Source organism: Pradoshia sp. Z3_51, assembly GCF_058215915.1.
This window is the reverse complement of record NZ_JBZAJC010000006.1, coordinates 152,984-166,389: the sequence shown is the minus strand read 5'-3', so window position 1 is coordinate 166,389 and position 13,406 is coordinate 152,984. Positions and strand designations below refer to the sequence as shown.

The 13,406-nt window shown below is 37.8% G+C and carries 12 protein-coding genes; 10 read left to right on the top strand and 2 right to left on the bottom strand.

Annotation, left to right across the window (positions count from 1 at the left end; genetic code table 11):
- Positions 1-16: 16 nt before the first annotated feature.
- Together AC4BHA_RS13310 and rsgA are read right to left on the bottom strand one after the other, a co-directional pair.
- Positions 17-661, bottom strand: a complete 645-nt coding sequence (locus AC4BHA_RS13310; RefSeq protein WP_066106350.1) for a DUF4272 domain-containing protein — start codon at positions 659-661, stop codon at positions 17-19.
- 525 nt (positions 662-1,186) lie between these two features.
- Positions 1,187-2,224 carry a ribosome small subunit-dependent GTPase A gene (gene rsgA / locus AC4BHA_RS13305; protein ID WP_490558765.1) on the bottom strand — a complete coding sequence of 346 codons (1,038 nt, stop codon included), beginning with the start codon at positions 2,222-2,224 and terminating at the stop codon, positions 1,187-1,189.
- 433 nt (positions 2,225-2,657) lie between these two features.
- Between rsgA and desA the strand changes: the two genes are divergently transcribed.
- The 10 genes from desA (at position 2,658) to AC4BHA_RS13255 (ending at position 13,257) form a co-directional block, all read left to right on the top strand.
- The gene (desA, locus tag AC4BHA_RS13300) at positions 2,658-3,668 is read left to right on the top strand and encodes a Delta(5) desaturase DesA (RefSeq protein ID WP_066106354.1); all 1,011 of its coding nucleotides are present in this window, start codon (positions 2,658-2,660) and stop codon (positions 3,666-3,668) included.
- A gap of 93 nt (positions 3,669-3,761) precedes the next feature.
- The gene (locus AC4BHA_RS13295; protein ID WP_066106359.1) at positions 3,762-4,895 is read left to right on the top strand and encodes a sensor histidine kinase; all 1,134 of its coding nucleotides are present in this window, start codon (positions 3,762-3,764) and stop codon (positions 4,893-4,895) included.
- Positions 4,892-5,491, top strand: coding sequence for a response regulator transcription factor (locus tag AC4BHA_RS13290; RefSeq protein WP_139892244.1), 600 nt, complete (start codon positions 4,892-4,894; stop codon positions 5,489-5,491). Before AC4BHA_RS13295 ends, AC4BHA_RS13290 begins: the two co-directional genes overlap by 4 nt.
- 493 nt (positions 5,492-5,984) lie before the next feature.
- Entirely contained in the window at positions 5,985-6,713 is a 729-nt protein-coding gene (locus tag AC4BHA_RS13285) for an amino acid ABC transporter ATP-binding protein (protein WP_490558764.1), read from the top strand.
- A 15-nt stretch (positions 6,714-6,728) separates the two neighbouring features.
- Positions 6,729-7,538 carry a transporter substrate-binding domain-containing protein gene (locus tag AC4BHA_RS13280; protein ID WP_139892245.1) on the top strand — a complete coding sequence of 270 codons (810 nt, stop codon included), beginning with the start codon at positions 6,729-6,731 and terminating at the stop codon, positions 7,536-7,538.
- 62 nt (positions 7,539-7,600) lie between these two features.
- Entirely contained in the window at positions 7,601-8,236 is a 636-nt protein-coding gene (locus AC4BHA_RS13275) for an amino acid ABC transporter permease (protein ID WP_077248128.1), read from the top strand.
- Positions 8,237-8,248: 12 nt separating this feature from the next.
- Positions 8,249-8,911 (top strand): amino acid ABC transporter permease, encoded by a 663-nt coding sequence (locus AC4BHA_RS13270; protein WP_490558763.1) that lies wholly within the window; start codon positions 8,249-8,251, stop codon positions 8,909-8,911.
- 313 nt (positions 8,912-9,224) lie between these two features.
- A complete protein-coding gene (murB, locus tag AC4BHA_RS13265) occupies positions 9,225-10,139 on the top strand; it encodes a UDP-N-acetylmuramate dehydrogenase (RefSeq protein ID WP_140461742.1) in 915 nt (304 codons plus the stop codon).
- 173 nt (positions 10,140-10,312) lie between these two features.
- Positions 10,313-11,521, top strand: coding sequence for a quaternary amine ABC transporter ATP-binding protein (locus AC4BHA_RS13260; protein WP_490558762.1), 1,209 nt, complete (start codon positions 10,313-10,315; stop codon positions 11,519-11,521).
- Positions 11,518-13,257, top strand: coding sequence for a glycine betaine ABC transporter substrate-binding protein (locus AC4BHA_RS13255; RefSeq protein WP_066106386.1), 1,740 nt, complete (start codon positions 11,518-11,520; stop codon positions 13,255-13,257). Before AC4BHA_RS13260 ends, AC4BHA_RS13255 begins: the two co-directional genes overlap by 4 nt.
- Positions 13,258-13,406: the final 149 nt, after the last annotated feature.

The window sequence follows — 13,406 nt, the reverse complement described above, 5'->3', positions numbered from 1 at the left end:
CGAATATAGTATAGGTTTAGATTGTATCCATTGATATATCGTCCCATTCCTCATCCAAGATATTAATCATCCAATTTAGAGCATATCTTCTCTCGTAAACAACACCGGGACTAATTTCAATCGGAAATTCTTCATTATTCATACGAGTTTCGGCAATAGCCCAATGGAGTCTGTACAAAAGATCGAGTGCATCCAGTATTTCATTTTTGTCCCGATAGGAAGCCCGTTCCAATAGCTCTTCCTTGGTAGAATGCAATACAAGATCATAAAGTGTTTCTACATCGGATAAAGTATGTGGGAATGGAAGATCGGGTATCAGATTAATGGCCCATAAAAGGGCAGAGTTACATTCAATTTTCCAGGAGTAGGTGTTATATTCGTCCTGGTCAGGTTCTTCATTCTCAATGAACTCTTTTTCCTCAGGAGAAAATAATTCTTTCGCATTGTAACTCTCTAAAAATTCGTCGATCGTTTCATCGGGGGCACCGCTGCCTTTAGCCGATACTATGGTGATGGCAATAATTCGGTCAATCACCTGTTCAATATCTTTAAAATGCAGGCTATTTTCACTTTCTAATGTATGTAAGTGTGTATTTATTGGGATTCCCATCTCTTTTAATAATTTTTCTGTCCGCTTTTTTCTTCCTATTGGACTATTCATTTAAATCTCCTCTTTCTGTACAAAGGCCTGCCTTTTATCTTGTAAATATGGATAATCATTTTGTCATGATGATTTTAACATATTTTGGTTAAATGATTGAATATTCTGCACTGGGAGGAGAATTTTGTAATTTTTTTATGTAAGAGGGTTTGTATAAGAGAGGTTTGATTTGAGTGGGCAGTTCACTCAGAAAGATAAGGTAGTGCAAAAGAAAAAGAACGATGACATTACCACAGGATGTGGCGAATTTAGTCTTCGTTCCTTAACCCAGCCCTTCAGCCTTTTGCTTAATCCAGATTCAGGGCCTAGGAGCTCAGGACATAAGCATGAACTCTACAGGAGGGAGAACACCTCCTTCCGAGTTCCTGTCTTATGCTCCTCGCTTCTGGGCAAGCCGTCTCCGCTTTTTGCTTAATCTAGCTTCAGGGCCTAGCCGCTCGAGGTCGTAAGAATAGCCGCTACGGGAGGAAGAATCGTTCTCCCTGCGCGCCTCTTCTTACGCTTGTCGCGGCTGAGCGGGGCCCTTCAGCCTTTTGTTTTTTTCCATTTAGCTTTTTCCGCGAGTGCGGCGCGTTGGTTTTCTTTTCGGTTTAGGTAGGCGAGTTCGCGTTGGAGTTTTAGGTAACTGGCAAAGCGTTCTTTACTCAGCGTTTTATTGGATATTGCCTCCTGTACTGCGCAACTTGGTTCGGTTTTGTGTTTACAGTCTGTGAATTTACATTGTGAAGCTAATTCTTCTATATCAGTGAAACTATGACTGATTCCTTCGTCGGCTTCCCATAATTGTAATTCCCTCATTCCGGGAGTATCAATTATGATCCCTCCTCCATTAAGGATAACTAGTTCTCGGTGTGTAGTTGTGTGTCTCCCTTTATCATCATCTTTCCGAATGGATTTAACCTCTAGGATGCTGTCGCCGTATAGTACATTTGTTAATGTTGATTTACCGGTACCAGATGAACCAAGTAAAGCAACTGTTTTACCTTCTTGGATATAAGGGTCTAATTGCTCTAAACCCATCCTGTTTTCCGCACTGATAGCATGAATGGGTACACCTAATGCGACTGCCTCTACTTCTCTGATTTTTTGATCAACATCATCACATAAATCAGATTTGCTTAAAATAATGACAGGATTTGCTCCGCTTTCCCAAGCCATCAATAAGTAACGTTCCAGCCTGCGCATATTAAAATCGGTGTTTAGTGCATTGACTAAGAAAATGGTATCGATATTGGCTGCGACAAGTTGCTCTTCAGTTGTCACTCCAGCTTTCTTTCTTGAGAATTTACTTTTTCTTGGCAGTACGGCGTGGATGGTTGCTTTTTGCTCATCTTTTCGGGAAGTGATGGTAACCCAATCACCGACTGCAGGAAAATCTGAGCTTTCCTTTGCTTCATGACGCATTTTGCCTGTAACTTCAGCTAAAAGATTACCATCAGCTGAGAAAACACGATACATACCCTTATGCTCTAAAGCCACGCGGCCTACTGTATATTCTTTATTGCTATATTGTTTGAAAGCTTCTTCAAAATGCTGATTCCAACCTAATTGTTTTAAATTCAATTTAAATTCCTCCATATGATTGTTTTTGATTGCAAAATAAAAAGGAGGCCAAATACGTTGGTCTCCTTCATGTCGTTTCTGTGTTATAGACAGATCGGACAAATAAAAACCATGGGCGCACACAGCCCATGGATATATGCAAATTCAATCATGTTAAAATAAAGGAATTTTATGCATCCTTACCAGAGGGCTGTGATATGAAATTGACAGAAACTATATTTACGATTTGAGTTTCCATAATACATTCCTCCTTTAAGTAAGTGATTACATTAACTATAGTTTAATTATGTATGATTTGCAAATGAATTATTCAGTTTATTCTAAAATGTTTGTATATGACATATGTCATGTTCACCTATTGACGTTTATGACTAGTTTGGAGTTGAACTATTCTATAACATTAAGAATAAATATTGTTATAGAGGTGAATAAAATGTCCAAGGAGAAGAATATATCCTTAAGAAAACAAATTGCTCCCTATGAAAAGGCGAATACAAAATCAAGTGTAAAACAAATTCTAAATACATTTATTCCGTTTTTAATTCTTTGGTTTGCTGCCTATCAAAGCCTGGAAATTTCGTATTGGCTGACATTGTTTTTTGCGGTACTTACATCCGGTTTTGTTATTAGATTGTTTATTATCTTCCATGATTGCTGCCATCAATCCTTTTTTAAAAATAGGAAATGGAACGACATTTTAGGGACGATAACTGGAGTTATTACCATGTTTCCATATGAACAGTGGAAAAGAAGTCATTCCATTCACCATGCGACAAGCAGTAATTTGAATAAGCGTGGAACCGGAGATATTTGGATCATGACTGTCGAGGAATACAAGATGGCCTCGTTTAAGGAAAAGTTAATATATCGACTATATCGGAATCCAATTGTCATGTTTGGATTAGGTCCAATCTATTTATTTTTAGTTACAAATCGTTTCAATCGTAAAGGTGCCAGAAGAAAAGAACGCATAAACACGTATATTACCAATCTATCTATCGTCGTCATTTATGCGTCTATGTGCTTGCTCATCGGTTGGAAAGAATTTTTATTGATTCAATTGCCGATCTTGTTTATTGCAGGTGCTCTGGGAATCTGGTTATTCTATGTACAGCATCAATTTGAAGATTCATATTTTGAGGAAGAAAAAGATTGGGACTATGTCAAAGCGGCAATCGACGGAAGCTCCTATTATAAGCTTCCAAGAATTCTTCAATGGGTGACGGGGAATATAGGGTTTCACCATGTCCATCATTTAAGCCCAAGAGTACCAAATTATCATCTTGAAAAAGTCCATAATGAGACTGCTCCTTTACAGCAAGCTACAACCATTACGATATCTTCAAGCTTAAAGGCAATCCGTTTTCGCTTATGGGATGAAAAAGGTAAAGGCTTTGTGAGCTTTAAAGACATAAATAGGCGTGCTGGTAAGGTAAAGTCATAATTTAGATGTTACAAAAAAATACAGTAAATTTACTGTATTTTTTTTATTTACTGGTATATGCTGAAGTAAAATTAATGGAGGGGGAGAGGACAATTGAATGCTTTGAATCAGTTATTTCCAACTAATAAAGGACTGAATCTTTATGTTTGGCTCGTATTTAGTATTCTCCCTTTCTATTTTATTTTTCATGCAAAATCCATTTTTATGATTGTGTTAGGAATCATTCTTATTCTGTTATTTTTTATAAGCAATCGTATTTCAGCTATTTCGAAAGGTGGATTTGTTTATTTCTGGGTAGGAATCCAAATGGCGATTTGTATCGCTATGTCATTAATATTTGGGTTTGTTTATTTTTCGCTCTTTCTGGCTTATTATATTGGAACTGTTGAGAATAAGGTAGGTTTCTTTATTTTATATGGTATTCATGTTGGAGGCACAGTACTGACGGTTAATTGGGGATTCATTACTCAGAATCCACTCTTCTTTTCACAATTTCCTTTTATTTTAATATGTGTAATTGGTGTTATTTTACTTCCATTGAGCTCCTATAATATTCACAAAAGAGAAAGGCTGGAGGCTGAGCTGAAAGATGCTCACAAACAAATATCAGATTTAGTTAAGCTTCAGGAACGCCAGCGAATTGCAAGGGACTTACATGATATTCTTGGTCAGAAACTCTCGTTGATCGGACTGAAAAGTGATTTGGCCGGTAGGCTGGTACAAATAAATCCGGAGCAGGCAAAGAATGAATTGAAAGATATTCAAGTGACTGCAAGAACAGCATTAAAAGAAGTGCGTGACATTGTAGCTGATATGAGGGGCACCAAAATGGAGGATGAATTAATCCGTATCAAGCAAATATTGAGAGCAGCTCAAATGGAATTTTATGTTGAAGGAGAAGAGAGTATCCAGAAGATTCCGCTGCTTGTGGAAAATGTATTGAGTATGTGTTTAAAGGAAGCTATTACTAACATCGTGAAGCATAGCAGGGCCAATGAATGCAGACTCGATATTAAAAAAACGCATACAGAATTAACAATGATTATTCAGGATAATGGAACAGGAATTGTTGAAAAAGAAATGGGTAAAGGGAATGGATTAAAGGGAATGAGGGAGCGGCTTGAATTTGTGAATGGAAGCCTTGATATTCGGGTTAATTCAGGAACAGAATTAATTTTTAAAATTCCACTGATAGAGCGAAACGTTCAACAGGAGGTAATGGCATGATTAAAATCGTAATAGCTGAAGATCAAAGAATGCTGCTTGGTGCATTAGGCGCATTGTTAGATTTAGAACCAGATATGACGGTAGTTGGTAAAGCTAAAAATGGAGAGGAAGCTATATCCATGATCAAACAGCATAAGCCAGATGTTTGTGTGATGGATATAGAAATGCCTGGAAAAAGTGGACTCGATGTCGCAGAAGAATTAAAAGGAAGCGCATGCAAAGTAATTATACTTACAACCTTTGCGAGATCAGGTTATTTTGAAAGGGCACGAAAAGCGGATGTACGCGGGTATTTGTTAAAGGACAGTCCGAGTGAAGAACTGGCCAACTCTATCAGGGTTATTATGGATGGACGACGTATTTATGCACCCGAACTGGTTGACATGATTTATGAAGAGGAAAACCCTCTTACGGAACGTGAACAGCAGGTTTTGGGCTTAATAGCTGATGGGAAAAATACGAAGGAAATTGCCAATCAACTATTTATAACAACAGGGACGGTTCGAAACTATATCTCTGTCATACTTGATAAACTGGACGTCAATAATCGAATAGAAGCTATCTCTCGATTTAAAGAAAAAGGCTGGTTTAAGTAGAATATGTTATAATTTTTAAAAAATATGATTGATAATGTTATAATATACCAGTAAAATCTAAATTATATGATGAAATATAGGTAAAATAGGATTGAACAAATGTAGTAACATGTTCCTATTTTGCTTTTTCATTTATCGGAGGAAATATTCCTTTTAAACATCTTTAGATCTACATTTCTATTACCTCAGAGTATGACACTTCTTAGTACAGCAAGTTTTACATCTAGATGAGATGAATTTGCTACTTCAATAAATTCTATTAGAATGATTAAACCACTACGCACTTAAACATATTTTCAGAAAAAAATAGTATATTGTCATGATAATAAGAGGTTATTTAATGGATCCTATCTAAGTATAATTATTCAAAAAACGGAAAATTCTGTTTTAATTTGATTGACGGACAAACTTTATATACATATAATTCTAAGTAGTCCATATAATATCAGAAAATATAAAATATTGCTGCAAATATCAGCAAGGGGGAAGTATTTTGATTGTCTTTGATCATGTAAATAAGTATTTTGGTGATTTTCATGTTCTAAAAGATATAAATCTACAAATTGAAAAGGGAGAAGTAGTAGTCGTAATTGGTCCTTCGGGATCTGGTAAAAGTACGATGCTCAGATGCATTAATCGTCTCGAAGCGATTAATAGCGGTACTTTAAAAGTAAATGGTATTTCGGTGACGGATAAAAAGACAAATATCAACGAGCTTCGTCGTGATATCGGTATGGTATTTCAGCATTTTTATTTATATCCTCATAAAACAGTTCTTCAAAATATAACATTGGCTCCTATGAAAGTGTTGGGTAAATCTGAAGAGGAAGCCGAAAAGACTGCAAAACTATATCTTGAAAAAGTAGGGATTCCTGATAAGGCAAATGCATATCCTGCCCAGCTTTCCGGCGGGCAGCAACAACGTGTAGCTATTGCAAGAGGATTAGCGATGAATCCGGAAGTTATGCTTTTTGATGAACCAACCTCCGCTCTCGATCCTGAGATGATTGGTGAAGTATTGGATGTTATGAAAGCGCTGGCGAAGGAAGGTATGACGATGGTTGTCGTCACGCATGAAATGGGCTTTGCGAAAGAGGTTGCTAATCGTATTGTCTTTATGGATGAAGGAAAAATCTTAGAAGAATCCACACCGGCTGAATTCTTTACGAATCCACAGGAAGAAAGGGCTCGTTCGTTCTTAAGCCGTATTTTAAATCATTAATAAGGGGGAAAAAGAATGTCATTAAAAAAGTTTTGGAAGGTATCAATACTCTCAATCATTGCTGTATTCATGTTGGCAGCCTGCGGTAGTAAAGAAGAAACAACCGGAGGATCATCTGAAAAGGGTCTGGAAAAAATTAAGGATAAAGATAAAATCGTATTTGGCGTGAAAAATGATACACGCCTGTTTGGATTGAAAAATACGAGCACTGGTAAAGTAGAAGGCTTTGATGTGGACATTGCAAAAGCACTGGCTAAAGAGGTAATTGGGGATGAAAATAAAGTAGAGTTCGTAGAAGTGACTTCTAAAACACGTGTGCCATTGCTGCAGAATGGAAAGATTGATGCTGTTGTTGCCACTATGACAATTACAGAGGAGCGTAAAAAGGAAGTAGATTTCACAGATGTTTATTTTGAAGCAGGTCAATCATTGCTTGTTAAAAAGGGAAGCAAAATTAAAAGCATAGATGATTTAAAAGCGGGTACCAAAGTTCTTGCCGTTAAAGGTTCTACTTCTGCTATAAATATAGCTGAAAAAGCACCGGATGCAGAAGTTCTGCAATATGAAAACTATGCAGAAGCTTTTACAGCACTTAAATCCGGACAAGGAGATGCCTTAACAACGGATGATGCCATCCTGTATGGAATGGTTGATGAAGATCCTTCGTATGAATTAGTTGGCGGACAATTTACGGAAGAGCCATATGGAATCGCTGTTAAAAAAGGTAATACAGAATTAGTGGATGAATTAAATAAAGCTCTAAAAACAATTAAAGATAACGGAACTTATGATGAGATACTTAATAAATGGATCGAAAATAAATAATTTCTCCGATCAGGATGGGCATGTATGCTCATCCTGATTGATTAAGAGGAGTGAATCAATTGCTGGATTTTTCTATACTCGCAGAAAATATGGATATGTATTTGGAGGGTTTTTTAAAAACGATACAAATTAGTTTATTAGCCCTCGTAGGAAGCTTTTTTTTAGGGGCATTGATTGCAGTCATGAGGATTGCGCCGTTCAAGCCACTAAATTGGATTGGGACTGCCTATGTTGAATTTGTCCGAAATATTCCTTTATTAATCATTGCATTTATCTTTTATTATGGGGCGAAAATGCCAGGCTTTGCGGCGGGATCATTAGCATTAACGATCTATACGGCTGCTTTTATAGCAGAGGCCATTCGTGCAGGGATTCTTTCAATTCACAAAGGGCAAATGGAAGCAGCACGTTCATCAGGTTTAACCTATGGGCAGGCTATGAGAATGATTGTTTTGCCTCAGGCTATAAAAGTTGTAATTCCTCCATTAGGCAACCAATTTATCAATTTAGTCAAAAATTCATCCATTTTGGCTGTCATTGCCGGCGGTGAATTAATGTATCAGGCCGATTTGATCTCTCTCCACACATTTGTTGTATTTGATGTCTATATTTTTGTTGCTATATTCTATTTGGTTATCACCATTCCACTAAGTTTAGGTGTTGGCTATTTAGAAAAACACCTGGAAAAAAGCTCGTAAGGAGGCGTAATCATGGATTTTGCAGGAGCATATACGCCCGATAATCTCAAATTTTTAGTAGATGGATTTCTTGTTACGCTAAAGGTTGCTGTAATTTCTATTATCCTTAGTTTTATTATCGGGGGGATATTAGGAATAATCCGTTATGCCAAGATACCATTGTTATCAAAGGTTGTGGCGGTTATAGTAGAAACGATTCGAAATCTGCCACTAATCCTAATTATTTTCTTTGTTTATTTTGGTTTACAGGATCCAAGCAGAGGCTGGTCCTTGAATATGAGTGTAACGACTGCTGCCATTATGGCGTTAACCATTTTTGAATCTGCTATGATCTCAGAAATTATCAGAAGTGGCTTAAACTCAGTGCCAAAAGGACAAATAGAAGCAGCCCGTTCATCAGGTTTAAATTATATGCAGACACTTATTCATATTATTTTGCCACAGGCCTTGCGGAACATGGTTCCACCTATTGTTAGTCAGTTTATTTCCTTGTTAAAAGATACATCATTAGCGGTTATTATTGCATTGCCAGAACTGACACATAACGGCCAGATTATTTACGCGCAAAACGGGAACTATATTTACCCCATCCTGATTCTCGTTGCACTTATGTATTTTGTGGTTAATTACGGTTTATCCTTAGTTGCAAGAACATTAGAGATTAAAAGGGCTTAGAGTGTGTACGTAGCATCATCCTTAAGGAGGGATGATGCTTTTTGCACATTAGTTTAGGTATATGTCATATACATAAAGAAAAATGGTTCATTTAATTAACTCGATGTATCTTGGTATAGATATAACTATTTTTTTATAGGGCATATTTATAGTATGATAGTCAATGAGGTTGTTCTAAAGATATCTCACTAACAGGATTATCGTTTTACTCATGAATGTGATTTTAGCGATTTCCAACCATTTGCAGTGATTTACCAGAGTGAATCATGTATATAATAAGATATGACAAATATAAATTCAGAAGGTTGAGAGTATGAATAAACAAAAAACAATTGAAGAATTGCAGCAGATTATTCAGGCAGAACATATTAAACAGGATGAACCTTTACGTGAATATACATTTACTAAAACGGGTGGGAATGCAGACTTTCTGGTGTTGCCTACAACCTATGAAGAGGTTCAAAGTACGATACTTTATGCAAATAAGAATGATATACCGTTGACTATTTTAGGAAATGGGTCGAATTTAATTGTTAGAGATGGTGGAATAAGAGGAATTGTCCTGATTCTAAATCATTTGGATAAGATTTATATGGAAGATGGGAAAATTATTGCCCAGAGCGGAGCAACCATTATTGATGTATCCCGCTTTGCTTTAGAACAGAAGCTGACGGGACTAGAGTTTGCGTGCGGAATCCCCGGTTCAGTCGGTGGAGCTGTGTATATGAATGCTGGTGCTTACGGTGGAGAAATCTCCCAGGTGATTGAGTCAGCGATCGTGTTAAATGAGAAGGGTGAGCTTCTTACATTGACGAAAGATGAGATGGAGCTTACTTACCGCAGCAGTTTGATTGCCAAGCAAAACTATATCGTTTTAGAAGCCCGTTTTGCCCCAGTACCGGGAGATGTAAAAGAAATTAAAGAAAAAATGGATGAGTTAACCTTTTTAAGGGAGTCCAAGCAACCGCTTGAGTATCCTTCCTGCGGAAGTGTATTTAAACGTCCGCCGGGCTATTTTGCAGGTAAACTGATTCAGGATAGCGGCCTGCAAGGAGCTCAAATTGGTGGAGCACAGGTTTCTACAAAGCATGCTGGGTTCATTATTAACACTGGAGATGCTACTGCTACTGACTATCTGGCATTAATTAAGCATGTTCAGGACACGGTTAAAGCTAATTTTGGCGTCAGTCTGGAAACAGAAGTAAAAATAATTGGTGAAGAAGAATAGAGTTTTTATATATTGAATGTCTGGCCCCTCATAAAAGAGGGGCTTTTTTAGTGTCAATTCTCATGAAAAAGGGTATAAAGGAGCAAAAAAGTTTAGATTTTCACAAAATAGGATATAGTAATAAGTAGGGAAAAATGGTTTGATTCAAAAAAATACATAGAAGGAGTGGTTGTTTGCAGCCAAAAATAAGTATAAAAAATGTTGTAAAAGTGTTTGGGAAATCTCCACAATCTGCACTTGAATTATTGAAGCAGGGCTCTTCAAAAAAAGATATCTTAAAGAAAACAGGATGTACGATTGGGGTTAATAATGCCAATCTTGATATCTATGAAGGAGAAATTTTTGTAGTTATGGGATTATCGGGGAGTGGGAAATCCACGTTGATTCGAATGTTAAACCGTCTAATTGCCCCGACATCCGGTGAGATATTGATTGATAATGAGAATATAGTCAACATGTCACCGGCTGAATTACGTGAAACTAGAAGAAAGAAAATTAGTATGGTGTTTCAAAACTTCGCCCTATTCCCTCATAAAACTATCCTGGAGAATACAGAGTATGGATTGGAAATTCAAAAAATACCTGAACAGGAACGAAAACAGAAGGCAATGGAATCACTGGAAGTGGTTGGCCTAAAAGGATATGAAGATCAATATCCATCCCAATTGAGCGGCGGAATGCAACAGCGTGTTGGGCTTGCGAGGGCTTTGGCCAGTGATACAGATATTGTTCTTATGGATGAGGCGTTTAGTGCCCTTGATCCTCTTATCCGCAAAAGCATGCAGGATGAGCTGCTGGAAATCCAGGATAATTACAAAAAAACAATTGTGTTTATTACGCATGATTTGGATGAAGCTTTAAGAATAGGTGACCGGATCGCCTTGATGCGTGATGGCAAGGTAATTCAAGTGGGAACCCCTGAGGAAATCATGATGAATCCTGCCAATGATTATGTTGAACGATTTATTGAAGGAATCGATTTGTCACATGTTCTTACTGCGTCTTCGATTATGACTCGGGCGGAACGTATTATAATTGAACGAGGTCCTCGTGTTGCCTTACAAATTATGAAAGACAGGGGATACTCCAGTATATTTATCGTAGACCGCAAGCAGACACTGCTTGGGGCGCTCTCCGCCGACCAGGCAAGAGAAGCTATTCTAAAGAAAATCCCTATAGAAGAGGTCATGACAAAAGAAGTGCCAACAGCATTGGAAAATACGATTCTATCTGATTTGCTCGACGATATGGCAAATGCACAAATCCCATTAGCAATCGTTGATGAAGCTAACAGATTGAAGGGTGTTCTTGTACGTGGTGTTGTCATTGGAGCATTGGCTGGTAACAAAGATGTACTCCAAGATAAGGAGGAAAGTCAATGAACCTAGAAAAATTACCGATAGCTTCTGGAGTAGATCGTTTTATTGATTGGGTAACAGAAGTATGTGGACCACTATTTAATTGGATTTCGATGTTCATTCAAACTATTATTGATACAAGTGTGGAAGTACTGGGCTTAGGACCTTCCATTCTGTTAATTATCCTGATTACTCTGCTAGTTTTATATACAAATAATTGGGGCATGGCATTATTAACGTTTATAGGATTATTATTGATTGATAATTTAGGATTATGGGATGCTATGATTCAAACATTGGCATTAGTATTGGCATCCGTACTGATTACGGTTATTGTCGGAGTCCCAATTGGTATTTGGGCGTCACAGAGTAATACGGTGAAGAGAATTGTAATGCCGATTCTGGATTTCATGCAAACGATGCCTGGCTTCGTTTATCTGATTCCTGCCATCCTTTTCTTTGGAATTGGAGTCGTTCCGGGAATCGTGGCCTCTTTTATTTTCGCTGTTGCGCCGACGATTCGAATGACGAACTTAGGAATCCGGGAGGTTCCGGCAGATTTAATAGAAGCTTCTCAAGCCTTTGGTTCCACCACGTGGCAGAAAATCACAAAGGTCCAACTGCCATTGGCTGTTTCAACGATAATGGCCGGAATCAACCAAAGTATCATGCTTTCTTTATCTATGGTGGTTATGGCATCCCTTGTTGGTGCGCCTGGATTGGGTGCCGAGGTATACCGTGCCGTTTCGCAAATAGCAGTAGGTGAAGGATTCGAAGCTGGTTTAGCACTTGTTATCATTGCAATTATTTTAGACAGATTATCGCAAAACCTCAGAACTCCTGTATATGAAAGAGTAATTGCTAAGAAATGGGTTTATAGTTTCATCATCTTAATTTTCCTTGGAGGATACGCATATATAGCATTATCTTCTTCTGCAGAAACAGGTACAAAAGATGATGCTTATGTGGGCAATCAGGTGGATTATAAAATTGTGGGTATTGAGCCTGGAGCAGGAATTATGTCAGCAACTGAAGAAGTGTTGAAGAAATATGGACTGGAAGAAGACTGGACTTTGCAGGAAGGATCATCTGCTGCTATGGTTGCTGAGCTTCAAAAGGCTTACGATAATCAGGATCCAATTATTCTGACAGGTTGGACACCGCATTGGAAGTTCCAAAAATATGATCTGAAATATTTAGATGATCCCAAGAATGTATATGGCCAAAGTGAAAACATCCATACATTGGTCCGAAAAGGCTTGAAAGAAGAGTTGCCTGGAGCAGAACAAATCTTAGATCAATTTTACTGGACTCCAGCTGATATGGAAGAGGTAATGGTGGACATGGAAGGAGGAATGACACCAAAAGAGGCAGCCGCCAAATGGATTGAAAAATATCCAAATAAGGTGGATCAATGGCTGACAGGTGCAGAAAAGGGAGAAGGACAAAGTATTAGTCTAATCTATGTTGCCTGGGAGTCAGAGATCGCATCAACAAATGTTATTGGTGAAGTATTAAGAATGCATGGATATAGTCCGGAATTAAAGCAGGTAGAAATTGGGCCGATGTTTGCATCAATTGCCAATCAAAAAGCAGATGCCATGGTTGCGGCTTGGCTGCCATTAACTCATAATGCCTACTATGATAAGTATAAGGAAGATTTAACCGATCTGGGTCCAAATCTAAAAGGTGCCAAGAGTGGACTCGTTGTTCCTACTTACATGGATATAGATTCAATCGAGGATCTAGTGAAAGAATAATTGAGTAAATGACATATTGTTTTGCAGATGATTTAGGGCATGAGTTCGGTACTTTACTGGACTCATGCTTTTTGTTTTGCCTGCATGATAAATCAGAAAGTTGGACGGCTGCATAAAGGATTAGAACAACTCGGTGCCTCAAAGGATGT

Coding starts and splice junctions, on each gene's coding strand:
- AC4BHA_RS13310 (WP_066106350.1), bottom strand. CDS start 661: ATGAATAGTCCAATAGGAAGAAAAAAGCGGACAGAAAAATTATTAAAA.
- desA (WP_066106354.1), top strand. CDS start 2,658: ATGTCCAAGGAGAAGAATATATCCTTAAGAAAACAAATTGCTCCCTAT.
- AC4BHA_RS13290 (WP_139892244.1), top strand. CDS start 4,892: ATGATTAAAATCGTAATAGCTGAAGATCAAAGAATGCTGCTTGGTGCA.
- AC4BHA_RS13280 (WP_139892245.1), top strand. CDS start 6,729: ATGTCATTAAAAAAGTTTTGGAAGGTATCAATACTCTCAATCATTGCT.
- AC4BHA_RS13270 (WP_490558763.1), top strand. CDS start 8,249: ATGGATTTTGCAGGAGCATATACGCCCGATAATCTCAAATTTTTAGTA.
- murB (WP_140461742.1), top strand. CDS start 9,225: ATGAATAAACAAAAAACAATTGAAGAATTGCAGCAGATTATTCAGGCA.
- AC4BHA_RS13255 (WP_066106386.1), top strand. CDS start 11,518: ATGAACCTAGAAAAATTACCGATAGCTTCTGGAGTAGATCGTTTTATT.